Raw genomic sequence first — 22,651 nt, 5'->3', positions numbered from 1 at the left:
AGCTTCTCGCAACCGGCGATCAGCGCGAGTATCAACCCCGTGAAAAGCGCCAGACCGCCTATGTAAACCGCATCCATTTTTGTTTCTCCGTGTTCCAGATCGGACCGGTGAAACGTTAGAGGATCGCGTGTAAAGGGCGGGTCAAAGGTTCGTGGAGGGATGTAAAAAACGCGTAAATACGGGAGAGCCGCGGCGCGCGGGCCCAGGTCGCGGGCGCGCCCGCGCGCCGCCTGTGGTCAGGGCAGCAGGATCGTCGAGCCCGTGGTGCGCCGCGCCTCGAGATCGCGATGCGCCTGCGCGACGTTCTCAAGCGCATAGCGCTGCTGGATGCTCGCCTTCACGCGCCCGGACGTGAGCACGTCGAACAGTTCGGCCGCGTTGCGGTCGAGATCCTCGCGCTTCGCGATGTACGAGAACAGCGTCGGCCGCGTGAAGAACAGCGAGCCGCGCGACGAGAATTCCTTCGAGTCGATCGGCGGCAGCGGCCCGGACGCGTTGCCGAAGCTGACGAACAGGCCGAGCGGCGCGAGGCAGTCGAGCGAGCCGATGTACGTGTCCTTGCCGATCGAGTCGTAGACGACCGGCACGCCCGCGCCGTTCGTGATCGCCTTCACGCGCTCGGTGAAGTTCTCGCGCGTGTAGACGATCGGATGGTCGCAGCCGTGCGCCTTCGCGAGCGCGGCCTTCTCGTCGGAGCCGACCGTGCCGATCACCGTCGCGCCGAGCACCTTCGCCCACTGGCAGACAAGGAGGCCGACGCCGCCCGCCGCCGCGTGGATCAGGATCGTGTCGCCCGGCTTGACCTCGTACGTGCGGCGCAGCAGATACTGCGCGGTCAGGCCCTGCAGCATCACCGACGCCGCGTCTTCGTAGCCGATGGCGTCCGGCAGCTTCACGAGCTTCGCGGCGGCCAGCACGCGCTCCTGCGCATACGCGCCCGGCGGCTGCGCGACGTACGCGACGCGGTCACCGGGCTTGAGCGTCGTCACGCCGTCGCCGACTTCGGCGACTTCGCCCGCCGCCTCCATGCCGAGACCGCCCGGCAGCGGCTGCGGGTAGAGGCCGGTGCGGAAATAGACGTCGATGTAGTTCAGACCGACCGCGTGCTGCTTGATGCGGACTTCGCCCGACTGCGGCGCGCCGACATCGACGTCGACCCATTTCATGACCTCCGGGCCGCCCGGCTGGTCGTAACGAATTGCCTTCGGCATGCTGGCTTCTCCTGGTTGCGATGCGCGTTGAGTTCGGATTCGGCTCGCGCGCCCAGGCGATGCGCGGGCGTCGCGACGCACGATTGTCGCGCGTTGGGGGAACTCTTGCAGGGAGCGGCTTCGACCGTGCGCGGAAGCGGCAAGGAAACAGGAAGAAAGCGGCGGGCCACGCTCACGCGCTCGCGGCAAGCCGGCGCACCAGATCGTCGAGCAGCACGCGCGCCGTGGCGACGTTCGTCGCGACCGGCACGTCGTGCACGTCGCAGGCGCGCACGAGCGCGGTGATGTCCGGATCGTGCGGCTGCGCGGTCATCGGGTCGCGCAGGAAGATCACGATGTCGACGCGCCCGTCGGCGAGCTCCGCGCCGATCTGCAGGTCGCCGCCGAGCGGCCCCGACAGCTTGCGCTCGACGTCGAGCCCGTGCGCCTGCGCGATCCGCCCGCCCGTCGTGCCCGTCGCGACGAGCCGGCATTGCGCGAGCGCAGCCCGGTACGCGCCCGCGAGCGCGACGATTTCGTCCTTCTTCGCATCGTGCGCGATCAGCGCAATGCGGGGTGTGCTCATCTGTGCATCCTTTTCTGCTGATCAATCGACGCGAGCGCGCCGCCCCGCTACTTTACGGGCTCCCGGTGACAGGCTCAAATCGGTTTCAAAACGTACCGGGATACGCGCCGCCGTCGAGCAGCCAGTTCTGCCCGGTGATGTAGCCCGCATGGACGCTGCACAGGAACGCGCACGCCGCGCCGAACTCGTCGGGCGTGCCGAGGCGCTTCGCCGGAATTTCCCTCGCGCGCCGCGCGCGCAGCTCGTCGACGGTCGCGCCTTGCGCGTTCGCCGCGGCGGCGAGCGTCGTCGCGATCCGGTCGGTGTCGAAGAGGCCCGGCAGCAGGTTGTTGATCGTCACGCCGTGCTCGGCGACCTTGCGCGCGAGCCCCGCGACGAAGCCCGTGAGCCCCGAGCGCGCGCCGTTCGACAGCGCGAGCACGTCGATCGGCGCCTTCACGGCCGAGCTCGTGATGTTGACGATGCGCCCGAAGCGGCGCGCGATCATCCCGTCGACAGTCGCGCGAATCAGCTCGATCGGCGTCAGCATGTTCGCCTCGAGCGCGCGAATCCAGTCGTCGTGCGAGAAATCGCGGAAGTCGCCCGGCGGCGGGCCGCCCGCGTTCGTTACGAGAATGTCCGGCTGCGGGCACGCGGCGAGCGCGGCCGCGCGGCCGTCGGGCGTCGTGATGTCGCAGGCGACGGCCGTCACGTCGGCGCCCGTCTTCGCGCGAATGTCGGCTGCGGCGGCCTCGAGCGTTTCGCGCGTGCGCGCGACGATCACGAGCCGCGCGCCCTCGGCGGCGAGCGCCTGCGCGCAGCCGCGCCCGAGCCCCTTGCTGGCCGCGCACACGAGCGCGGTCCGTCCTGCGATTCCCAGATCCATGAAGCGTGTCCCTTGTCGATGCCTGCGTGACGAAAACCGTCGCCGGCGGGGCGCGCGACGCCACACGCGCGCGGCCGAACCGCCTGCGGCCGAACGCGCGCCCGAAGCGCGCGTCGAAACGCCGATAATATCCGGATCGCGCGCGCCCATCTTCGGTAAACTTGCGGCTGTTGCGCGCGCAGCCTGCCGCCCCGGCACGCCCGCCGTCCCAGAATCCTTTGAGCCGCCGCCTCCATGAAACAGGACCGCCGTTTCCCGAATCTCTTCATCCTCGACCACCCGCTGATCCAGCACAAACTCACGCACATGCGCGACAAGGACACGTCGACGCGCACGTTCCGCGAGCTGCTGCGCGAGATCACGCTGCTGATGGGCTACGAGATCACCCGCAACCTGCCGATCACGACGAAGCGGGTCGAAACCCCGCTCGTCGAGGTCGACGCGCCCGTGATCGCGGGCAAGAAGCTCGCGATCGTGCCCGTGCTGCGCGCGGGCGTCGGGATGTCGGACGGCCTGCTCGAGCTGATTCCATCGGCGCGCGTCGGCCACATCGGCGTGTACCGCGCCGACGACCACCGCCCGGTCGAATACCTGGTGCGGCTGCCCGATCTCGAGGACCGGATCTTCATTCTGTGCGACCCGATGGTCGCCACGGGCTACTCGGCCGCGCATGCGATCGACGTGCTCAAGCGCCGCGGCGTGCCGGGCGAGCGGATCATGTTCCTCGCGCTCGTCGCCGCGCCCGAAGGCGTGCAGGTGTTCCAGGACGCGCACCCGGACGTGAAGCTCTATGTCGCGTCGCTCGATTCGCACCTCGACGACCACGCGTACATCGTCCCGGGCCTGGGCGACGCGGGCGACCGCCTGTTCGGCACGAAGAACTGACGAGCGAAACCGGCGACCGAAGCGCTCGCATGCCGCGCCCCGGCGCCCTCGCGCGCGGCCTTGCCCCGGCGCGCGGCGAGTCGTGGGCGATTCTCGGGTGAGTCGCAGGCAAGTCGGCGGCCGCGCGCCGGGCGTCGTCCGGCCGCCGTTCGGCGCATCGCCGCGTGATAAAATCTCGTTCCACTCGACAACGCGCGGCCCAAGCGGCACTTGCCCGCTCACGCGGCCGCCGGACTCAACGACAGACACATTGCTAGACGCCGGCGCGGGATGCGCGCGGGCGCACGGAGAAAGGTATGGCTGGTCATTCGAAATGGGCCAACATCAAGCATAAGAAAGCGGCAGCCGATGCGAAGCGCGGCAAGATCTGGACGCGCCTCATCAAGGAAATCCAGGTGGCCGCGCGTCTCGGCGGCGGCGACGCGAACTCGAACCCGCGCCTGCGTCTCGCGGTCGACAAGGCGGCCGACGCGAACATGCCGAAGGACAACGTGAAGCGCGCGATCGACCGCGGCGTCGGCGGCGCGGACGGCGCGAACTACGAAGAGATCCGCTACGAAGGCTACGGCATCGGCGGCGCGGCGATCATCGTCGACACGCTGACCGACAACCGCACCCGCACGGTCGCCGAAGTGCGCCACGCGTTCTCGAAGTTCGGCGGCAACATGGGCACTGACGGCTCGGTCGCGTTCATGTTCGATCACGTCGGCCAGTTCCTGTTCGCGCCGGGCACGTCGGAAGACGCGCTGATGGAAGCGGCGCTCGAGGCGGGCGCGAACGACGTGAGCACGAACGACGACGGCTCGATCGAAGTGCTGTGCGACTGGCAGGAATTCTCGAAGGTGAAGGACGCGCTCGAAGCCGCCGGCTTCAAGGCCGAACTCGCCGAAGTCACGATGAAGCCGCAGAACGAGATCGAGTTCACCGGCGAAGAGGCGGTGAAGATGCAAAAGCTCCTGGACGCGCTCGAGAATCTCGACGACGTGCAGGAGGTCTACACGAACGCCGTCGTCATCGAGGAATGAGCGTTGCGCGGCCGCCCTTTCGCGCGAAAGACGGCGGCCGCGGCCGTTTCTCGCGGCCGGCCCGCCTCGCGCGCGCCGGCCGCCCTATTTTCTAGTCTGCGGGGAATCCCATGAAACTACTCGTCGTCGGCTCCGGCGGCCGCGAACATGCGCTCGCCTGGAAGCTCGCCCAGTCGCCGCGCGTCCAGCTCGTCTACGTTGCCCCCGGCAACGGCGGCACCGCGCAGGACGAGCGCCTGAAGAACGTCGATCTGAGCTCGCCCGACGACCTGGCCGATTTCGCCGAATCCGAAGGCGTCGCGTTCACGCTCGTCGGCCCGGAAGCGCCGCTCGCGGCGGGCATCGTCAATCATTTCCGCGCGCGCGGCCTGAAGATCTTCGGCCCGACGAGGGAAGCGGCGCAGCTCGAGAGCTCGAAGGATTTCGCGAAGGCGTTCATGAAGCGCCACGGCATTCCGACCGCCGACTACGAAACGTTCACCGACGCGGCCGCCGCGCACGCGTACCTCGATTCGAAGGGCGCGCCGATCGTCGTGAAGGCCGACGGCCTCGCCGCGGGCAAGGGCGTCGTCGTCGCGATGACGCTGGACGAAGCGCACGCGGCCGTCGACATGATGCTGTCCGGCAACAAGCTCGGCGACGCCGGCGCGCGCGTCGTGATCGAGGAATTCCTCGACGGCGAGGAAGCGAGCTTCATCGTGATGGTCGACGGCAAGCACGCGCTCGCGCTCGCGTCGAGCCAGGATCACAAGCGCCTGCTCGACGAGGACCGCGGCCCGAACACGGGCGGCATGGGCGCGTACTCGCCCGCGCCGATCGTCACGCCGCAGATGCATGCGCGCGTGATGCGCGAGATCATCATGCCGACCGTGCGCGGGATGGAGAAGGACGGCATCCGCTTCACGGGCTTCCTGTACGCGGGCCTGATGATCGACAAGGAGGGCAATCCGCGCACGCTGGAATTCAACTGCCGGATGGGCGACCCCGAGACGCAGCCGATCATGGCGCGCCTGAAGAGCGATTTCTCGAAGGTCGTCGAGCAGGCGATCGCGGGCACGCTCGACACGGTCGAGCTCGACTGGGACCGCCGCACCGCGCTCGGCGTCGTGCTCGCCGCGCACGGCTACCCGGATGCGCCGAGGAAGGGCGACCGGATCAACGGCATCCCAGCCGAAACCGCGCACTCGGTGACGTTCCACGCGGGCACGACGTTCGACGGCGACAAGCTCGTCACGTCGGGCGGCCGCGTGCTGTGCGTCGTCGGCCTCGCGGATTCGGTGCGCGGCGCGCAGCAGGCCGCGTACGAGACGATCAACCAGATCAACTTCGAGGGCATGCAGTATCGCCGCGACATCGGCTACCGCGCGCTCAGCCGCAAGACGGTCTGACGCGCGCCCGCCGCCGTTCCTCGCGCGCCGGCTTTCGGGCGGCGCGCCCCCTCCTCTGCCGGGGTTCGCTAGAATGCCCGGCAGAAGCATTTTTCGACGGCGTCCGTCCCCCGGATGCCGCCCCACATCGATGACCGATTCGACTTACGACGTCAACCGAGTACGCGCCTACCTGCAAGGGCTGCAGACGCGCATCGCCGACGCGCTCGGCGCCTTCGACGGCACGCCGCTTTTGGCCGACACGTGGCGGCGCGGCCCCGACGAGCGGCTGCGCGGCGGCGGCTGCACGCGCATTGTCGAGGAAGGCGGCTTCTTCGAGCGCGCGGGCATCGGCTTTTCCGACGTCGCGGGCGACGCGCTGCCGCCGTCGGCGAGCGCGTCGCGCCCGCAGCTCGCGGGGCGCGGCTTCGAGGCGCTCGGCGTGTCGCTCGTGCTGCACCCGCGCAATCCGTACTGCCCGACCGTCCACATGAACGTGCGGATGCTGATCGCGACGAAGCCGGGCGAGGCGCCCGTGTTCTGGTTCGGCGGCGGCATGGATCTGACGCCGATTTACGGCTTCGAAGAGGACGCCCGGCACTTCCATCGCACGTGCCGCGCGGCGCTCGATCCGTTCGGCGCCGAGCTGTACCCGCGCTTCAAGCAGTGGTGCGACGACTATTTCTTTCTGAAGCACCGCAACGAAGCGCGCGGCGTCGGCGGCATCTTCTTCGACGACTTCTCGGCGCTCGGCTTCGAACGTTCGTTTGAAATGCTGCAGAGCGTCGGCGACGCGTTCCTGCCGTCGTACCTGCCGATCGTCGAGCGCCGCCGCGACACGCCGTACGGCGAGCGCGAGCGCGCGTTCCAGGCGTACCGGCGCGGCCGCTACGTCGAATTCAACCTGGTGTTCGACCGCGGCACGCTGTTCGGGCTGCAAAGCGGCGGCCGCACCGAGTCGATCCTGCTGTCGATGCCGCCGACGGCGGGCTGGCGCTACGACTGGCGTCCGGACCCGGGCACGCCGGAAGCGCGCCTCTACAGCGATTTCCTCGTGCCGCGCGACTGGGCATGAGCCGTTCCGTCACCGGCCGAGCCGCCGCCCCGCCAGGACACGCGCCGAATTCCGACCATGCGGGCCCGCCCGCGCTGGCGCGCCGCATCGGCATCCTCGGCGGCACGTTCGACCCGATCCACGACGGTCATCTCGCGCTCGCGCGCCGCTTCGCGGACGTGCTGCGCCTGACCGAGCTCGTGCTGATGCCGGCCGGCCAGCCGTATCAGAAGCAGGACGTATCGGCGGCCGAGCACCGGCTCGCGATGACCCGCGCGGCGGCGGGCGCGCTCGCGCTGCCGGGCGTGACCGTCAGCGTCGCGACCGACGAGATCGAGCACGCCGGCCCGACCTACACCGTCGAGACGCTCGCGCGCTGGCGCGAGCGGATCGGCGCGGACGCGTCGCTGTCGCTCCTGATCGGCGCGGATCAACTCGTGCGCCTCGACACGTGGCGCGACTGGCAGCACCTCTTCGATTACGCGCACGTCTGCGCGGCGACCCGGCCTGGCTTCGATTTCGCGGCGGCGTCGCCCGCCGTCGCGGCCGAGATCGCGAGCCGGCAGGCGAGCGCGGACGTGCTGCAGGCGACGCCCGCCGGGCGCCTTCTGATCGACACGACGCTCGCGCTCGACGTCGCCGCGACCGACATCCGCGCGCACCTGCGCGCCTGCATCGCGCGACGCGCGCAGGCGCCCGACGCGTCGGCCGAGCACGTGCCCGCCGCCGTGTGGGCCTATATTCTCCAACATCGTCTCTACCATCCCTGATTCCATGGATATCCGCAAACTCCAGCGCGTGATCGTCGACGCTCTCGAAGACGTCAAGGCGCAAGACATCAAAGTGTTCAACACGAGCCACCTGACCGAGCTGTTCGACCGCGTGATCGTCGCGTCCGGCACGTCGAACCGGCAAACGAAGGCGCTCGCGTCGAACGTGCGCGACAAGGTCAAGGAAGCCGGCGGCGACGTCGTCAGCTCCGAGGGCGAGGACACGGGCGAATGGGTGCTCGTCGATTGCGGCGACGCGGTCGTCCACATCCTGCAGCCGGCGCTGCGCCAGTACTACAACCTCGAGGAAATCTGGGGCGACAAGCCGGTGCGGATGAAGCTCGGCGGCCCGGCGGCGAACGCGCGCGGCGCGCGCGCGGCTGACGGCGCCGACGAGGACGAGCCGGACGAAGACGAGGCCCACACGGCCGCTACCGCAGCCCGCCCGGCCCGCAAGACGACGGCCGCGCGCCGCCGCTGAGCGCGCCGCCGCGCGCCGTTTTGTCGCTTTCCTTGTTGTCGCTCTCATTGCGTTCGCCGTCATGAAACTGCACATCGTCGCGGTCGGCCACAAGATGCCCGGCTGGATCGCAACCGGCTTCGACGAATATGCGAAGCGGATGCCGCCCGAGCTGCGGATCGAGCTGCGCGAGGTGAAGCCCGAGCTGCGCTCGGGTTCGCGCACGGCCGACAGCGTGATGGCCGCCGAGAAGCAGCGGATCGAGGCCGCGCTGCCGAAAAACGCGCGCGTCGTCGCGCTCGACGAGCGCGGCCGCGACTGGACCACGATGCAGCTCGCGCAGGCGTTGCCCGCGTGGCAGCAGGACGGACGCGACGTCGCGTTTGTGATCGGCGGCGCCGACGGGCTCGATCCGGAGCTGAAATCGCGCGCCGAGCTGCTGCTGCGCGTGTCGAGCCTCACGCTGCCGCACGGCATGGTCCGCGTGCTGCTCGCCGAGCAGCTTTACCGCGCGTGGAGCATCACGCAGAATCACCCCTACCATCGCGCGTAGCGGCCGTCGTCCCGACGCGCCGCGCACGCGCTCATCGAGACTATCGAGAAGATGCCCGACCGCGCCGCCGCCCCGTCCTACCCGTTCGTCTACCTCGCCTCGCAAAGCCCCCGGCGCCGCGAACTGCTCGACCAGCTCGGCGTGCGCTACGAACTGCTCGCGCCCGCGCCCGATGAGGATGCCGAAGCGCTCGAGGCCGTGCTGCCGGGCGAAGCGCCCGACCATTACGTGCTGCGCGTGTGCGTCGCGAAGGCGGAAGCGGCGCGCGCGAGGCTCATCGCGAGCGGCAAGCCGGCCGCGCCCGTGCTCGTCGCCGACACGACGGTGACGATCGACGGCGCGATCCTCGGCAAGCCCGCCGACGCCGCCGACGCGCTCGCGATGCTCGCGCGCCTCGCCGGCCGCACGCACGACGTGCTGACGGCGCTCGCCGTGATCGATGCGACAGGCGAGCTGATGCCGCCCGCGCTGTCGCGCTCGGAAGTCCGCTTCGGCCCCGCGACGCGCGACGCGCTCGCACGCTACGTCGAAACCGGCGAGCCGTTCGGCAAGGCGGGCGCGTACGCGATCCAGGGGCGCGCCGCGGAATTCGTCGAGCAAATCGATGGCTCCCATTCAGGTATCATGGGTCTGCCCCTTTTTGAGACCGCGGCGCTGCTGCGCGCGGCGCACGTCGCCTTCTGAATCGCACCATGAACGAAGAGATCCTGATCAACATCACGCCGCAGGAAACGCGGGTCGCGCTCGTCCAACAAGGCGCGGTGCAGGAGCTTCACGTCGAGCGCACGCTGTCGCGCGGACGCGTCGGCAACATCTATCTCGGCAAGGTCGTGCGCGTTTTGCCCGGCATGCAGTCGGCGTTCATCGACATCGGGCTCGAGCGCGCGGCATTCCTGCACGTCGCCGACATCTGGCAGCCGCGCGCGGGCGACGCGCCCGCCGCCGCGGCGCACCACCCGATCGAGAAGATCGTGTTCGAGGGCCAGACGCTGATGGTCCAGGTGATCAAGGACCCGATCGGCACGAAGGGCGCGCGGCTGTCGACGCAGATCAGCATCGCGGGGCGCACGCTCGTCTACCTGCCGCAGGAGCCGCACATCGGCATCTCGCAGAAGATCGAGAGCGAGGCCGAGCGCGAGGCCGTGCGCGCGCGGCTGACCGCGGTGATCCCGGCCGACGAGAAAGGCGGCTACATCGTGCGCACGATCGCCGAGGACGCGGGCTCCGACGAGCTCGCCGGCGACGTCGCGTATCTGCGCAAGACGTGGGCGACGATCGTCGGGCAGGGCCAGCGGCTGCCGCCGACGAGCCTGCTGTATCAGGATCTCGACCTCGCGCAGCGCGTGCTGCGCGACTTCGCGAACGACGACACGACGCGCATCCAGGTCGATTCGCGCGAGACGCACCAGCGGCTCGTCGATTTCGCGGCCGAGTTCACGCCGGCTGTGAGCCCGAAGCTGCACCACTACACCGGCGAGCGGCCGCTCTTCGACCTGTACAACATCGAGGCCGAAATCCAGCGCGCGCTGTCGAGGCGCGTCGATCTGAAGTCGGGCGGCTACCTGATGATCGACCAGACCGAGGCGATGACGACGATCGACGTGAACACGGGCGGCTACGTCGGCGCGCGCAATTTCGACGACACGATCTTCAAGACGAACCTCGAGGCGGCGCACACGATCGCGCGGCAGTTGCGGCTGCGCAATCTCGGCGGGATCATCATCATCGACTTCATCGACATGGAGAACGCCGAGCATCGCGACGCGGTGCTCGCCGAGCTGAAGAAGGCGCTCGCGCGCGACCGCACGCGCGTGACGGTGAACAGCTTCTCGCAACTGGGGCTCGTCGAGATGACGAGGAAGCGCACGCGCGAATCGCTCGCGCACGTGCTATGCGAGCCGTGCCCGACATGCCAGGGCAAGGGCCAGGTGAAGACGTCGCGCACCGTGTGCTACGACATCCTGCGCGAGATCCTGCGCGAGTCGCGGCAATTCAACCCGCGCGAGTTTCGCGTGATCGGATCGCAGCAGGTGATCGACCTCTTTCTCGACGAGGAATCGCAGCATCTCGCGATGCTGATCGACTTCATCGGCAAGCCGGTGTCGTTGCAGGTCGAGTCGAACCTGAGCCAGGAGCAGTACGACATCGTCTTGATGTAGGGTTCACCCTATATCACCCCGCATCATCCCCCGTTACTGACTTCACGCCCCGATAATCGGGGTTTTGGCCAGCCAGGCCCGGTCTCGCCGAGCTTGAGCGCTTGCCTCAGGGGCGATACTCGTAAAGCGCAAAGCTATCGGCAAGGCGGTGCGGGCTGGCACGCCATGAACCGGTGGATCTAATCGCGGTGCGGTGCCCGGTACTGAGCCACGCGCTCGATTGCATCCGTCTCCCATCGACCAAGGCGCATTGCCTCTTCCAACATGCCGAGCGTCAGCGGCACTCGTGACGGCTTACGAAACCGCTTGGAAAAGAGGGCGAGAAACGACGTCAACAGTTCCTGTCCCTCCGGGCCGAAATAACGGTCATACGGGAATCCTTCGGCCTGGACACCAAACGCCTCTGCCCACTTGTCGATATACTCGACCGCATCCGTGCCGGTCACGCCTAGGTCCTGCTCAAGGCGCGACGACGGTTCAAGTCGCAGTTCGCCGCCGAACAGCGGCCGCCCCAGTTCCTCGCGCGTAAACGCGGCCAACTTTTCCCATGTATCGGTCGGCATGGTCAGAACACCCTATCTTCCGGTTCGGCGACGGCGTTATACATGCGCACGGTGTTGAACATGATCATCGCCGCGTCCGTGGCCAGAAACACCTCTCCGACTACAAGAATAGTCCGGCCGACCCAAGCGCCAAGGTTCTTCGTGAACGCGATGCGCACACCCTGCACACCTACCGTCATGATCATCGGCAAGCGCCTTTTCAGCTCGAACGGCAGCAGCTTCCGGGCAGCGATCGATATAACCGACGTGCCTTTGGTCGCGTTGGCGAATTTCCCCGGCACTGGCACATCGGTCTGACCGAGTAGCGTAGCCGAGGCGGCGGCGAGATCGTAGAACCCGAGACGCTTTTGCGTCTCGTCGACGGCGACCCAGAAGAACAAGTCGACTGGTTGAAGATTAGTATGCCCGTTGTACGAATAGCGATTGTCCGCCATACGGCCCTCGGTGTTGTTTGAATGAGGCCGAGATTACCAGAATCGCAAACGCCGACTTACCCTGTATCATCCCGTCTCGCGCTCCAAACTGAATTTTCATCAACCCCGAGACAGTACGACATCGTCTTGATGTAGATTCGTCCGGCGGCGCTCGGGCGGCCGACGATCCGGGCGGCCGCGCATCGATCCGGCCGCCGGCATTGACCGGCTTTCCCGCGGCGTCGAACGATGCGAAAACCATCGCGCCGCGACGCCCGCTCGACCGCCAGGGTTCCGCATGAGAATCGACCACGCGCCGCATCTGAACTATCCGGGCGTCTCGCTTCGCCCACTCGAACGCGCCGACACGCACGCGTGGTATGCGTACCTGAAACTGCCGCACGTCGTCGAGCACACGAGCTGGAACCTGCGCGCCCGTGAAGACCTGCTGCCGCTATTCGACGATGACGAATCCACTTCGGCCGAATCGAATCGGCGTCTCGCGATCGTCGACGACGGCACGCGCGAATTGATCGGCACGATCGGCTTTCACACGATTTCAGCGACGAACCGTACCGCCGAGATCGCCTACGATCTCGCGCCTTCGCATTGGGGAAAAGGCATCGCGCGCGCCGCATGCGCGTGCGTCACCGCGTGGTCGTTCGAGCACTGCGGCTTCGTCCGCGTGCAAGGAACGGTATTGACGAGCAACGCGCGATCGGCGCGCGTGCTCGTCGCTTGCGGCTATCGATACGAAGGCCTGCTGCGTTCCTATCGCATGGTGCGAGGCACACCGGGCGACTTTGCGCTCTATTCGCGACTGGCAGCCGATTGACGATCGCCGGCCGCGCTCGCAGGCAAACGAACAGCCGGACAGCCTCAACCGGCCAGCCGCCGCCGTCGCTTCCGTTAAAATCCCGCCTTTCCACCCGGACCGGCTCTTTCGCGATGCAACCCGCCCCCCTCGCCCCACCCGCTTCCCAAGGCACCGACGGCGCCGAATCCGCCCACGATCTCGTCTACGGCCCCGACGACCGCCCCGCGCCGACGGTCGCCTTCGTCGCCGCCTTGCAGCACCTGCTCGCCATCCTCGTGCCGATCGTCACGCCCGGCCTGCTGATCTGCCAGGCGCTCGGCGTCGCGAGCCGCGACACCACGCTGATCGTGTCGATGTCGCTCGTCATCTCCGGCTTCGCGACCTTCGTCCAGTGCAAGCGCTTCGGCCCGCTCGGCGCCGGCCTGCTGATCGTCCAGGGCACGAGCTTCAACTTCGTCGGCCCGCTCATCGCGGGCGGCAGCCTGATGGTCAAGCAGGGCACGCCGGTCGAAACCGTGATGGCCGCGATCTTCGGCGTCGTCATCGCCGGCTCGTTCGTCGAAATGGCCGTGTCGCGCATCCTGCCCTTCGTCAAGCGCCTCATCACTCCGCTCGTCACCGGCATCGTGGTGCTGCTGATCGGCCTCACACTCATCAAGGTCGGCCTCGTCAGCATGGGCGGCGGCTATGGCGCGATCGCCAAGGGCAGCTTCGGCAGCGCCGAAAACCTGACGCTGTCGGGCCTCGTGCTCGGCACCATCATCGCGCTGAACCGCGTGCCCATCGTCTGGGTGCGCAGCACCGCGCTCGTCATCGCGCTCGCGCTCGGCTATCTCGCGGCCGCCGCGATGGGCCGTCTCGACTTCACCGGCGCGCGCGAAGCCGCGCTGTTCCAGATCCCCACGCCGCTGCACTTCGGCCTCGCGTTCTCGTGGCCGCTCTTCGTGCCGATGCTGATTATCTATCTCGTCACGTCGCTGGAAGCGATCGGCGACGTCACGGCCACGAGCAAGATCTCCCGGCAGCCCGTCGAGGGGCCGCAGTGGATGCGCCGCATCAGGGGCGGCGTGCTCGTCAACGGCGCGAACTCGCTGCTCGCCGGCGTCTTCAATACGTTCCCGAGCTCCGTCTTCGCGCAGAACAACGGCGTGATCCAGCTCACCGGCATCGCGAGCCGCCATGTCGGCATCTGGATCGCGGGCATGCTCGTGCTGCTCGGCCTGTTCCCCGTCGTCGCGGGCGTCCTGCAAGCGGTGCCCGAGCCCGTGCTGGGCGGCGCGGCGATGGTGATGTTCGGCGCGGTGGCCGCGTCCGGCATCAACATCCTCGCCGGCATCCGGCTCGACCGCCGCGCGCTGCTGATCATCGCCGTCTCGCTCGCCCTCGGGCTCGGCGTGTCCCAGGTGCCGGAGATCCTGACGAACCTGCCGCACGCGCTCAGGAACGTGCTCGAATCGGGCGTCGCGACGGGCGGCATCTGCGCGCTCGTGATGAACTGGTTCCTGCCCGGGGAAGGCATGACGCGCCCGCAAGACTCCTGAAAAGAATCGGCGGTCTGCGGACCGCCGTCAGGCTTCGTCAGGCTTCGGCAACGAACGACGCTCGCGAATCCGGATGAATTCGCGCCGCCCCGTCCGTTCAGGACCGATGTCCGGAAATCGGCCCTGCCTCGCCGGTCAGGTTGAAGATGCTGTCGATCCACGCAAGAAAGGTCGAGAACGTGAAGTCCGACCATTGTTCGGTACGGTATGCCTTCATGACGGGCACGTCCGCCGGGTCCTGCTGATTGAGCAGATCGGCGACGAACGTGCCGACGTCCGTGTCGATGCCGTTCTCGTGGATGCCCGATCCCGTGAAGCTGACCGCCGTCACCTGATGGTTGCCCATGAAATCGTCGCGCGCCCACGGGATGAAATAGCCGAAGTTCGGCAGCGGATTCAGCACCTGCTTCAGATTGCTCAGTTCGCGGTCGAACATCGCGAGCGACAGTTCGTCCTTCGTCGCGTCGTCCGGCGCCGCGATCACCGCGGGCACGAAAGGACGGTAATGATAGGCCGCGATGATCTTGTCGCGCCGGTACGTCGTATAGCCGAAGCGGTCGCGCGGATAGGTCGCCGATAGCGCCGCATACGCGCTGCCCATGTTGCCCGGATCGAAGTGGCGCGTCAGCCGGCTGTTGATCGTGATCATGCCGTCGGGCGCCGTCATCCCCCATTCGTCGCGCACCTTGTCGTACAGGCCGACGGACGGGTACGTCGCCGGGTCGGCGCCGAAGCGCGTATTGAAGACGGTGCCCGCATCGTCGAGCAGCGAGCTGTGCATTTGCGGCTGCAACGTGCTGCGCAACGTCGCGTAGTTGCCGAGGGTGCCGTAGCCGCCCGCACTCGTTCCATACACGAGCAGCCGGCCCGGCTTGCCGAATCCGTGGTCGACGAGCCACTGCGCGACCACCCGGACGTTTTTCAGGCCACTGTAGTGCTGAATCCGCCAGTCGCCCGACGGCGACACATAGCTGCGCACCGCGCTGCCCATATGGATGTCGCCCGTGCAGTACGGAACGAACACCTGCGTCCATTCCTGCGTCTCGACCTTCGGCTCGCCGACGAGGATATGCGCGAGATCCATCCGCGTCATCAGCGGCGACAGAAACGACGACTTCAGGCTCTGCTGCACGGTGCCGTTCACGTAGTTGTGCGGGATGCCGTCGGGATTGAACGCGCCGAGCCCCGCCTGCGCGCCGGTCGCGGTTTCGGTACAGGTGCCGTGATCCCAGCATGCGCCGCCCGGCTCCATCATGTAGAGCAGATTGTCCGATTGCGCGCGGTTGATATAGAAGCGCATCGGCGTGCCGTTGCCGCATGACGCGCCGCTGCTTTCCGGCAGCGTCACTTCGTACCACGAATAATAGGGAATCGACGGGTCCTGCATCGCAGCAGCAGCCTGCCCGCCGACGGCGGCTACGCTCAGCAGGCCGGCGACGCACAGGCGTTCGACACATTCGCGTACGGACATGCTCTCCTCCATCTCTATCTCTATCGATCGGTTTTCCACGACGCGCGTGCACTTTCGCGGCGATGCGGTCGCGGCTCGCTCAACGGGTATCGGATCGGGAAGTCTGGTCGAACAGTTGAACGCGCAGCGCCTGCAGGCGCTGCGCGATGACGGCCTGTTGCTGATCGGGATCGGGAACGCTCGCCTGAACCTGCCGGACGATGTCCCGGCTCTGCTGCGCGTAGGCCAGATAACGCGGATCGCGTGCGGGCGACGGCCCCACCGTCTGCCGGGCGTAGGCGTCCCACTGTTGCCGCATCGACTGGATGGCCGCGCCGCGCGTCTCGGGGTCCGCCGTCGCGTCCGCAAGCAATGCGGCGCTGAGCGCCTCGGCCTGCACGGGAACAATTTCGTTGCGCGCAACGTGCTCGGGCAGCTCGGCAAGAATCTGACGGGCCAGCCGCGCCCGCTCCGCAGCCGGCATGCTGCTTCTGCCCTCGCCGTATGCCGCGATCCGGTCGCGAAAGCGGGCGAATGCGACGATGCGCTGCAATTGCGCTTGCGCATCGTCGCTGCCAGCGAGACTCTTTCGCAGTGCGACGAGATCCAGCTTGCGCTCGGAGGGGCCGGCGTCGGCTCGCGTCTCGTCCGCCGCATCCACGGGCGGTTCGCCGCGCTCGTTGGGCGTCGCGTCGGATCGCACGGGATGGGCTACAGCCGTCTGTGACGGCGACACGTATCGCCATCCCGCAACCGCTGCGCCGATCATCGCCAACAGCAACGCGGTTCGCCAAAGCGCTTTCGATTTTTTCACGGCGTCTCCTCATCGGGCCGTCGCGACGCTTCACTGTCTGCTTTCGTGTAGGTTCTATGTCGAAACCCAACCGTGGTCAAAGCGCGCACTAGAAGCGATCTACTAATCGACAAAAGACGAATCGAACGCACGCATTGCCTGCATTTTTCGACACGCCGCGTTCGTCGACGACGGTCGTGTTTCAGTTGCGGTTCAGTTGGGCTTCGGTCGCGCTGCGGTCATGGATTCGACCGCGCGAACTCGTTCGCCCGAATGCGGCTGACGCTCGTTGCTCCGACGATGCGAATGCACGGCGAGTCGACATGCGCGATCGGCTCGCCGCATTGCGTCCGGAGCGCAATGGCCGTGCTCGTCGAATTCGAATCGACGAACCGCGCCGTCGGCGGATGCGCCCACATGGCGGCCGTCATGTGCGGCTAATCGGCGCGCCACGCGCGACGCCGTGGCGCGACTCGCTCAACGAAATGCAGGCAGGGGGGCGGCGGCGCAATCCGCGCGCGGCGGCACGCGTCGTCCGCCGCCGTCGCATTTTGCAATGGCCTTGTAAAAAAGCGCTCGCCGCCGTTCAGTCTTCGCCGCGCTTCGTCCGCGACACCCGCTCCGTGCGGTCCGGCACGATGTCCGCGCTGTCGTCGAACGTCAAATCGCCGTCCGCCGATGCGCGCTCGCCCATTCCGCCGCGGTCCGTGTCGCTTTCGAGTTCTTCGTCGCCCGTCTCGGGCGCGTGATGGTCGAACCCGGCGTCGACGTCGCACGGCCACCGCTTCGCCCCCGCAACGTCGCTACCGCAATCCGACTAATCGCTCGGGCCGAGCGAACGGCTGTCGTCGCTCGCCGACGGACGCTCGTCCGGTTGGTGCGGCTCGTCGTCCGGATTCGGCGTGCTGCTCATGTCGCGCCCTCTGTCGATCGGGCGAATCGTGCGCCGGCCCGGGCGCGCCGTGCGCCTTGCGTGCGCGTTGCCTGCGCCGCGCGCCCGGCCGACGCGCTTCGGTGGATCAACCTCCGCCGGATGCGCCGCCGGGCGCCGCACCGGAACTGCCGGACGGCGCCATCGGTGTGGGCTGCACGCCGCCCGTCGCGCCGCCCGTCGAGCTCGAATCGGTGTTCGAGCCGCCCTGCTTCGAGCACGAAGCCATCGTCATCGCCAGTCCGGCCGTCGTCACCCCGACGGCGACCACTCGCCACATGCTTCGATGAAATTCGGGTCGCATAGCACCTCCTGCAGTGAACGAATCCGTCGCGCAGCAAGCGACGTGCCGCGTGCTGCGGCGGCGGCCGGGGCGTGCGACCGGCCGGCCGCGCGGCGGCCGGACGGCAACCGGCGCGCGGCCAGCGACGCGTTCGCGGTGACAGCGCTCGCGGCCCATGCTGGCCTCGCGGCCTGCGCTGCCTCGTTGCCTTTCGCCTTCCTCGTCTCCTTCGCAGCACACGTCGCACACGCTGCGCCGCACACGCCGCCGCGCTGCGCATCGCCTAGAATTTCCTTCAAAGGACAACGACGAAAAAACGGCCGCGCGACGGGCGCAGTGCATGCCGAGCGCAGCCTGGGAGACAGCCATGTCCGAGCCGCCGCTTCCGTCTCGACAAGTCGATTACGAAGGCTTCGAGATCCACGTGTCGCCGGCCCCAACGCAAACCGACGCGAACCGCTACACGTACGCCGGCTACGTGTGCCATCCTGGCGCCGATCCGGCGCTGCCCGGCCACACGGTGCCGTTTCACGCGGACGGCGAAGAGAGCTTTCGCAGCGCCGACGAGGCGTTCCACGAGGCGGTGTCGATCGGCCGCAGCATCGTCGACGGCACGCATCCGGATCTGTCGGTGCTGTCGCTCGTCACTCACGGCTATTGATGCCGCGCGACAAGCGGCGCGGCGCGGCGGCAATGCCGGCGTCGCCGGCTTCTGGCGTCGGCGTTCGGTGACGGCTGACGCTTGACGTGCGGCGTTTGCGGATTCACCTTCGGCATCGGGCTGCCGGCATGGGGTCGCCCTTTGCGGTTCACCGTTCACTATCGGTCATCGATCACCCGCCGCGCGTCGCCGGCAAGCACCGCTCTTTCGTCAACCGCCCGCGACGACATCGCTTGCCCCCGGCTTCGCCGTTAAACCACGACGCCCGCCGGCCCCCAGCGCACGCTGCGCCACCAGGAACGAAAACGTCAGATGGCCCGCGATCCCGGACTCGAAGCGCTCGTCGAAGACGAACTGAAATTCGAACCCAACGTCGTCGCGCAAGCGATGTTCGGCGGTTGGGCGTGGCTGCTCGATGGCCATCTGCTGTGCGCCGCGCGCGACGACGGCATGCTCGTCAGGCTCGGCAAGGGCAACGACGGCTGGGCGCTGAAGCATCCGGGCATCGTCCGGATGATCTCGCGCGGCAGGCCGATGCTGGGCTGGGTGCGCGCCGCGCCCGACGCGTACGGCAACGACGCGTTGCGCCGCAGCCTGATCGACGCGGCGCTCACGTTCGTCCGCTCGCTGCCGCCGAAGTAGCATGCGCGCGCCGTCTCCCGCGCCGTTCTCAGGCGGCGATCCGTATCGCGGCACGCCCGCCGAATACGCGCAGGCGGGACGCACGTAGCGCGGCTCGTCTGGCGGCGCACGACGCCGAACGGATGACATCGCGCGACGAGCGGGGACCGTCAATGAATCCCAGCTCGCGCCGCCGCCGATTCGCCCGTCATCCGACAGCCCGCGTGCCCGCCGCGCGCGCGGCCGTACTCGCGCGCGGCACCACCGCATACCGCCGCGAAATGCCCAACGCAATCAGCGCGGCGACCGTCAGCGCCGCCGATGCCGGCGCGAGCAGGCCGACGCCCCACGTGTCGGCGACCCGCCCGCCGAGCGCCGAGCCGAGCGAGATGCCCGCGAAGATTCCCGACGAATTGAGCGCGAGCGCCATCCCCCGGTAATGCGGCTCGAGGCCGACGACGCGCCGCAGTTGCGACGGATAGAACAGATCCTGCATCAGCGCCCAGAGCGTGAGCAGCGCGAGCGCCGCGGCAAACCGCGCGTCGCCCCCGAAACCTGTCGCCGCGAGCGCGGCAAGGCCCGCGAACACCGCGAGCATCGCGCCCATCGCCGCGGCAAGCAGCGGCTCGGCGGACCAGCGCCGCGCGACGCGCTGCGCGACGAGATTGCCGAGCATGCCCGTCACGCCGAACACGAGGAGCGCGAACGCGCCCTCGCCCGCACTCGCGCCGAAGCGCCGATGCAACAGCGGCAGGATCAGCGTGTACGTGCAGAAGAACGCGCCCGTCTGCAGCACGACGACGGCGAGGCCCGCCGCCGTCGCGGGACGCGCGAGCAACGCAACGAGCCCGCCCGCTCGCATCCGTTCGCCGCGCGACGCGTCGCGGACCGTGCCGGCGATCCACGCGGCGCTGCCGAGCGCGACGGCGGCGAGCCAGCCGAACGTCGCACGCCAGCCGAGCGCCTGCGCGACCCACGCCGACAGCGGCGCGCTGACGACACTCGACAACGTCACGCCTACGAACACGATCGCGAGCGCCTTGCCCTGCCGCTCGGCCGGCGCGAGCCCGGCGCCGATCGCCGTCGCAACCGGGCTCACCGCGCCCGCGCCGACGCCCGCGACGATCCGCGCCGCAAGCAGCCAGCCGAAGCTCGGCGCGAACGCGCCGGCGAGCGTCGCGAGCGACGTCGTCAGCAGGCCGGCGATCAGCACGCCGCGCCGCCGCCGATGCCCGATCAGCATTTGCAGCACCGGCGCGCCGATCGCGAACGCGATCGAGAACGCCGCCATCAGGAGCGCCGCGCGCCCCGGCGCGATCCGCCAGTCGGCGGCCAGCGACGGCAGCGCGCCCACCACGCCGTACGACATGCTGCCCATCGCGAAATTGGCGCTCGCGAGCGCCCGTAGCGCATGACGCTCGGTTTCGTGTGTCTTCATCGAATGCCCTTCGAAAGTCCGGTCGCGGCCACCCAAGCCGCGTCTCGCGACAGTCTGCGCATCCCGTTGGTATATTTGAAATCGATTCTTCGTATTGGAGCCATTTACATGAAAAATATGTCGACCGAATGGCGCGGCGCCGACCTCGCGCTGCTCGCCGCGCTCGACGTACTGCTCGAAGAGGCGAACGTGACGCGCGCAGCCTCGCGGCTGCATTTGAGCCAGCCGGCGCTGTCCGCGCAGCTCGCGCGGCTGCGCGAGCTGATCGGCGATCCGCTGCTGCTGCCCGCGAAGAACGGCCGCGGAATGGTGCCGACCGCACGGGCCCTCGCGCTGCAAGGCCCGTTGCGCGGCGCGCTGCGCGAATTGCAGGCCGCGCTGCGCCACGGCGCCGCGTTCGATCCGGCGACCGACGAGCGCACGTTCCAGATCGTCGCGAGCGACAACGGCTTCGTGATGGCGGGCCTCGATCTCGTGCGGCACGTCGCGACGCACGCGCCGGGCGTGCGCCTCGCGTTCCGCAATGCGCCGGCCGACGCTGCGGGCGCGCTGCTCGAGCGCGGCGAGGCCGACCTGCTGATCGCGGCCGATTTCGCGGTGCCGCGCGCGACGATCGCGCGCCCGCTGCTGCGCGAGCGCTATGTGATGGCGCAGCGCAACGGACATCCGCGCGGCCTCGCGCCCCCCGATCTCGACGCGTACTGCGCGCTTCGCCACGTGATCGTATCGGGCGACGGCGGCGGCCTGCACGGCTTCATGGACGACCGCCTGCGCGCGCTCGGACGCTCACGGGCCGTCGCCGTGTCGGTGCAGCAGTACCATCTCGCGCCGCTCGTGCTCGAAGCGACCGACTATGTGTGCGCGCTGCCCGAGCGCTTCCTGCTGCGCTTCGCCGACCGGCTCGATCTGCTGCCGCTGCCCGTCGAAGTCGACGGCTTCACGCTCGCCGCCGCGTGGCACCCGCGGCTGCACGCCGATCCCGCGCATCGCTGGCTGCGCAGCGCGCTGTTCGCCGTCGCGGGCCGGCGCACGGAGGACGAGCCGCCCGCCGGGCCGGCCGCGGCATCGGACGACGACTCGCACGCGACATGACTGCCAGCGCCCTGCATACGCGAAACGGCGCGCCGAAGCCGTGCGCAGCAGTTCAAGGGCGACGGCCTTCGGGCATCGCCGCGCCTGCCGCTGTCACAAATACGCCGCCTGCTTCGTCTTGATCCTTCGAACGCTTCAAACCCTTCGAACCGCAAGTCTTTCAAGCAGCCCGTCCAGCAAACCCCAGGAACATGACCGAAACATGACCGAAACCTCCCGCCCGGCGCCGCCCGACGAACCGTTCACCGCGCTACGCCCGCGCCTCTTCTCGATCGCGTACCGGATGCTCGGCACGCGCGCCGACGCCGAAGACGTGCTGCAGGACACCTGGCTGCGCTGGCACCAGGCCGCCCGCGACGCGCTCGACTCGCCCGAGGCGTGGCTCGTCACGGTCGTCACCCGGCTGTCGATCGACCGGCTGCGCGCCGCGAAAGCGCAGCGCGACGCCTACGTCGGCTGGTGGCTTCCCGAGCCGCTCGTCGACGTCGACGAGCGCACGCCCGAGACCGCGGCCGAATTCGCCGACAACCTGTCGGTCGCGCTGCTGTGGGTACTCGAACGCCTGTCGCCCGAGGAACGCGCGGCGTTCCTGCTGCGCCAGGCGTTCGAGCGCGACTACGCGGAAATCGCGCAGTTGCTCGACAAGAGCGAGGCCGCCTGCCGCCAGCTCGTCCACCGCGCGTCGACGCGCGTGCAGCAGGAACACCGGCGCTTCGACGTGTCGCGCGACCGGCACCGGCAACTCGTCGAGCGCTTCGCGCAGGCGTCGGCAAGCGGCGAGCGCAGCGCGATCCAGGCGCTACTCGCGGACGATGTCGAGCTCGTCGGCGACGGCGGCGGCAAGGTGCCGTCGTTCTTCAAGGTATTGCGCGGCGCGTTCCGGATCGCGAATCTGTACTGGGTCGTCGGCAGGCGCCATGCCGGGCGGGTCGAGTACCGGCTCGCGCAGATCAACGGCGAGCCGGGCCTGCTGCGCTTCATCGACGGGCAGATCGAATCGGCGCAGGCGTTCGTCACCGATGGCGCACGGATCGTCGCGATCTACGCGGTGCGCAATCCGGACAAGCTCGCGCATATTCCGACCGGCCATGCGTGACGCGCGTGGCGCGGCGCGCGCTGCGACGGATCACATTC

At 68.6% G+C, this 22,651-nt stretch carries 24 protein-coding genes and 1 pseudogene; 16 read left to right on the top strand and 9 right to left on the bottom strand.

The window, feature by feature from the left end; all coding sequences use genetic code 11:
• Positions 1–236: 236 nt before the first annotated feature.
• The 3 genes from WS92_RS16315 to WS92_RS16305 all read right to left on the bottom strand — a co-directional run bounded on the left by WS92_RS16315 (position 237) and on the right by WS92_RS16305 (position 2,641).
• A complete protein-coding gene (locus tag WS92_RS16315) occupies positions 237–1,211 on the bottom strand; it encodes a quinone oxidoreductase family protein (RefSeq protein WP_059934722.1) in 975 nt (324 codons plus the stop codon).
• A 172-nt stretch (positions 1,212–1,383) separates the two neighbouring features.
• A complete protein-coding gene (locus tag WS92_RS16310) occupies positions 1,384–1,776 on the bottom strand; it encodes a methylglyoxal synthase (protein WP_006025061.1) in 393 nt (130 codons plus the stop codon).
• Positions 1,777–1,861: 85 nt separating this feature from the next.
• A complete protein-coding gene (locus WS92_RS16305; protein ID WP_009911741.1) occupies positions 1,862–2,641 on the bottom strand; it encodes an SDR family oxidoreductase in 780 nt (259 codons plus the stop codon).
• A gap of 234 nt (positions 2,642–2,875) precedes the next feature.
• Here WS92_RS16305 and upp point away from each other — a divergent pair, with 234 nt between their 5' ends.
• From upp to rng, 9 genes are all read left to right on the top strand, one after another.
• A complete protein-coding gene (upp, locus tag WS92_RS16300) occupies positions 2,876–3,526 on the top strand; it encodes a uracil phosphoribosyltransferase (protein WP_006025059.1) in 651 nt (216 codons plus the stop codon).
• A gap of 296 nt (positions 3,527–3,822) precedes the next feature.
• Entirely contained in the window at positions 3,823–4,551 is a 729-nt protein-coding gene (locus WS92_RS16295; RefSeq protein WP_006025058.1) for a YebC/PmpR family DNA-binding transcriptional regulator, read from the top strand.
• Between the two features lie 110 nt (positions 4,552–4,661).
• Complete coding sequence (purD, locus tag WS92_RS16290) at positions 4,662–5,939, top strand: phosphoribosylamine--glycine ligase (protein WP_059934721.1); 1,278 nt, start codon at positions 4,662–4,664, stop codon at positions 5,937–5,939.
• A 130-nt stretch (positions 5,940–6,069) separates the two neighbouring features.
• Positions 6,070–6,993, top strand: a complete 924-nt coding sequence (hemF, locus tag WS92_RS16285) for an oxygen-dependent coproporphyrinogen oxidase (protein WP_006025056.1) — start codon at positions 6,070–6,072, stop codon at positions 6,991–6,993.
• Positions 6,990–7,742, top strand: a complete 753-nt coding sequence (locus WS92_RS16280) for a nicotinate-nucleotide adenylyltransferase (RefSeq protein WP_041861732.1) — start codon at positions 6,990–6,992, stop codon at positions 7,740–7,742. Before hemF ends, WS92_RS16280 begins: the two co-directional genes overlap by 4 nt.
• 4 nt (positions 7,743–7,746) lie before the next feature.
• Complete coding sequence (gene rsfS, locus WS92_RS16275; protein WP_015601569.1) at positions 7,747–8,223, top strand: ribosome silencing factor; 477 nt, start codon at positions 7,747–7,749, stop codon at positions 8,221–8,223.
• 61 nt (positions 8,224–8,284) lie between these two features.
• The gene (gene rlmH, locus WS92_RS16270) at positions 8,285–8,755 is read left to right on the top strand and encodes a 23S rRNA (pseudouridine(1915)-N(3))-methyltransferase RlmH (protein WP_015601304.1); all 471 of its coding nucleotides are present in this window, start codon (positions 8,285–8,287) and stop codon (positions 8,753–8,755) included.
• Between the two features lie 51 nt (positions 8,756–8,806).
• Positions 8,807–9,439, top strand: coding sequence for a Maf family protein (locus WS92_RS16265; RefSeq protein WP_006025052.1), 633 nt, complete (start codon positions 8,807–8,809; stop codon positions 9,437–9,439).
• An 8-nt stretch (positions 9,440–9,447) separates the two neighbouring features.
• Positions 9,448–10,914, top strand: coding sequence for a ribonuclease G (rng, locus tag WS92_RS16260; protein WP_059934720.1), 1,467 nt, complete (start codon positions 9,448–9,450; stop codon positions 10,912–10,914).
• 179 nt (positions 10,915–11,093) lie between these two features.
• On the opposite strand, the gene WS92_RS16255 is transcribed toward rng, so the two are convergent.
• Together WS92_RS16255 and WS92_RS16250 are read right to left on the bottom strand one after the other, a co-directional pair.
• Complete coding sequence (locus WS92_RS16255; RefSeq protein WP_006025050.1) at positions 11,094–11,477, bottom strand: DUF1493 family protein; 384 nt, start codon at positions 11,475–11,477, stop codon at positions 11,094–11,096.
• 2 nt (positions 11,478–11,479) lie between these two features.
• Positions 11,480–11,911 (bottom strand): STM2901 family protein, encoded by a 432-nt coding sequence (locus WS92_RS16250; protein ID WP_059934719.1) that lies wholly within the window; start codon positions 11,909–11,911, stop codon positions 11,480–11,482.
• Positions 11,912–12,188: 277 nt separating this feature from the next.
• Between WS92_RS16250 and WS92_RS16245 the strand changes: the two genes are divergently transcribed.
• Both WS92_RS16245 and WS92_RS16240 read left to right on the top strand, forming a co-directional pair.
• Positions 12,189–12,725, top strand: coding sequence for a GNAT family N-acetyltransferase (locus WS92_RS16245; protein ID WP_006025048.1), 537 nt, complete (start codon positions 12,189–12,191; stop codon positions 12,723–12,725).
• 113 nt (positions 12,726–12,838) lie between these two features.
• A complete protein-coding gene (locus tag WS92_RS16240; RefSeq protein WP_009911738.1) occupies positions 12,839–14,248 on the top strand; it encodes a nucleobase:cation symporter-2 family protein in 1,410 nt (469 codons plus the stop codon).
• Positions 14,249–14,345: 97 nt separating this feature from the next.
• Here WS92_RS16240 and WS92_RS16235 read toward each other — a convergent pair whose 3' ends face one another.
• From WS92_RS16235 to WS92_RS36145, 3 genes and pseudogenes are all read right to left on the bottom strand, one after another.
• Positions 14,346–15,719 (bottom strand): pectin acetylesterase-family hydrolase, encoded by a 1,374-nt coding sequence (locus WS92_RS16235; protein ID WP_059934750.1) that lies wholly within the window; start codon positions 15,717–15,719, stop codon positions 14,346–14,348.
• A 79-nt stretch (positions 15,720–15,798) separates the two neighbouring features.
• Complete coding sequence (plcR, locus tag WS92_RS16230; protein ID WP_015601020.1) at positions 15,799–16,512, bottom strand: phospholipase C accessory protein PlcR; 714 nt, start codon at positions 16,510–16,512, stop codon at positions 15,799–15,801.
• A gap of 565 nt (positions 16,513–17,077) precedes the next feature.
• Positions 17,078–17,404 (bottom strand): annotated as a pseudogene (locus WS92_RS36145) (chemotaxis protein).
• Between the two features lie 101 nt (positions 17,405–17,505).
• Between WS92_RS36145 and WS92_RS35855 the strand changes: the two are divergent.
• The 3 genes from WS92_RS35855 (at position 17,506) to WS92_RS16215 (ending at position 19,008) form a co-directional block, all read left to right on the top strand.
• Positions 17,506–17,712 carry a hypothetical protein gene (locus WS92_RS35855; protein ID WP_156436725.1) on the top strand — a complete coding sequence of 69 codons (207 nt, stop codon included), beginning with the start codon at positions 17,506–17,508 and terminating at the stop codon, positions 17,710–17,712.
• A gap of 360 nt (positions 17,713–18,072) precedes the next feature.
• Positions 18,073–18,366 (top strand): hypothetical protein, encoded by a 294-nt coding sequence (locus tag WS92_RS16220; RefSeq protein WP_059934718.1) that lies wholly within the window; start codon positions 18,073–18,075, stop codon positions 18,364–18,366.
• A 312-nt stretch (positions 18,367–18,678) separates the two neighbouring features.
• The gene (locus WS92_RS16215; RefSeq protein WP_059934717.1) at positions 18,679–19,008 is read left to right on the top strand and encodes a TfoX/Sxy family protein; all 330 of its coding nucleotides are present in this window, start codon (positions 18,679–18,681) and stop codon (positions 19,006–19,008) included.
• Between the two features lie 187 nt (positions 19,009–19,195).
• Here the strand turns inward: WS92_RS16215 and WS92_RS16210 are convergent, their stop codons facing one another.
• Positions 19,196–20,425, bottom strand: coding sequence for an MFS transporter (locus WS92_RS16210; protein WP_059934716.1), 1,230 nt, complete (start codon positions 20,423–20,425; stop codon positions 19,196–19,198).
• A gap of 108 nt (positions 20,426–20,533) precedes the next feature.
• Here WS92_RS16210 and WS92_RS16205 point away from each other — a divergent pair, with 108 nt between their 5' ends.
• Positions 20,534–21,517, top strand: coding sequence for a LysR family transcriptional regulator (locus WS92_RS16205; protein ID WP_059934715.1), 984 nt, complete (start codon positions 20,534–20,536; stop codon positions 21,515–21,517).
• A 202-nt stretch (positions 21,518–21,719) separates the two neighbouring features.
• On the top strand, positions 21,720–22,613 hold the full coding sequence (locus WS92_RS16200) for an RNA polymerase sigma-70 factor (RefSeq protein WP_015600752.1): 894 nt from the start codon (positions 21,720–21,722) through the stop codon (positions 22,611–22,613).
• The last annotated feature ends 38 nt before the right edge of the window (positions 22,614–22,651 follow it).

This window comes from Burkholderia sp. MSMB1588, from assembly GCF_001546925.1.
GTDB lineage: Bacteria > Pseudomonadota > Gammaproteobacteria > Burkholderiales > Burkholderiaceae > Burkholderia > Burkholderia humptydooensis.
The sequence above is the reverse complement of the archived record's forward strand: the minus strand, read 5'-3'. Positions and strand labels throughout refer to the sequence as shown.

Coding starts and splice junctions, on each gene's coding strand:
- rsfS (WP_015601569.1), top strand. CDS start 7,747: ATGGATATCCGCAAACTCCAGCGCGTGATCGTCGACGCTCTCGAAGAC.
- WS92_RS16240 (WP_009911738.1), top strand. CDS start 12,839: ATGCAACCCGCCCCCCTCGCCCCACCCGCTTCCCAAGGCACCGACGGC.
- WS92_RS16280 (WP_041861732.1), top strand. CDS start 6,990: ATGAGCCGTTCCGTCACCGGCCGAGCCGCCGCCCCGCCAGGACACGCG.
- WS92_RS16215 (WP_059934717.1), top strand. CDS start 18,679: ATGGCCCGCGATCCCGGACTCGAAGCGCTCGTCGAAGACGAACTGAAA.
- WS92_RS16235 (WP_059934750.1), bottom strand. CDS start 15,719: ATGTCCGTACGCGAATGTGTCGAACGCCTGTGCGTCGCCGGCCTGCTG.
- WS92_RS16315 (WP_059934722.1), bottom strand. CDS start 1,211: ATGCCGAAGGCAATTCGTTACGACCAGCCGGGCGGCCCGGAGGTCATG.
- WS92_RS16255 (WP_006025050.1), bottom strand. CDS start 11,477: ATGCCGACCGATACATGGGAAAAGTTGGCCGCGTTTACGCGCGAGGAA.
- upp (WP_006025059.1), top strand. CDS start 2,876: ATGAAACAGGACCGCCGTTTCCCGAATCTCTTCATCCTCGACCACCCG.
- rng (WP_059934720.1), top strand. CDS start 9,448: ATGAACGAAGAGATCCTGATCAACATCACGCCGCAGGAAACGCGGGTC.
- WS92_RS16265 (WP_006025052.1), top strand. CDS start 8,807: ATGCCCGACCGCGCCGCCGCCCCGTCCTACCCGTTCGTCTACCTCGCC.
- hemF (WP_006025056.1), top strand. CDS start 6,070: ATGACCGATTCGACTTACGACGTCAACCGAGTACGCGCCTACCTGCAA.
- WS92_RS16220 (WP_059934718.1), top strand. CDS start 18,073: ATGTCCGAGCCGCCGCTTCCGTCTCGACAAGTCGATTACGAAGGCTTC.
- WS92_RS16295 (WP_006025058.1), top strand. CDS start 3,823: ATGGCTGGTCATTCGAAATGGGCCAACATCAAGCATAAGAAAGCGGCA.
- WS92_RS16205 (WP_059934715.1), top strand. CDS start 20,534: ATGAAAAATATGTCGACCGAATGGCGCGGCGCCGACCTCGCGCTGCTC.
- WS92_RS16250 (WP_059934719.1), bottom strand. CDS start 11,911: ATGGCGGACAATCGCTATTCGTACAACGGGCATACTAATCTTCAACCA.
- rlmH (WP_015601304.1), top strand. CDS start 8,285: ATGAAACTGCACATCGTCGCGGTCGGCCACAAGATGCCCGGCTGGATC.
- WS92_RS16200 (WP_015600752.1), top strand. CDS start 21,720: ATGACCGAAACCTCCCGCCCGGCGCCGCCCGACGAACCGTTCACCGCG.
- WS92_RS16210 (WP_059934716.1), bottom strand. CDS start 20,425: ATGAAGACACACGAAACCGAGCGTCATGCGCTACGGGCGCTCGCGAGC.
- WS92_RS16245 (WP_006025048.1), top strand. CDS start 12,189: ATGAGAATCGACCACGCGCCGCATCTGAACTATCCGGGCGTCTCGCTT.
- WS92_RS16310 (WP_006025061.1), bottom strand. CDS start 1,776: ATGAGCACACCCCGCATTGCGCTGATCGCGCACGATGCGAAGAAGGAC.
- WS92_RS16305 (WP_009911741.1), bottom strand. CDS start 2,641: ATGGATCTGGGAATCGCAGGACGGACCGCGCTCGTGTGCGCGGCCAGC.
- purD (WP_059934721.1), top strand. CDS start 4,662: ATGAAACTACTCGTCGTCGGCTCCGGCGGCCGCGAACATGCGCTCGCC.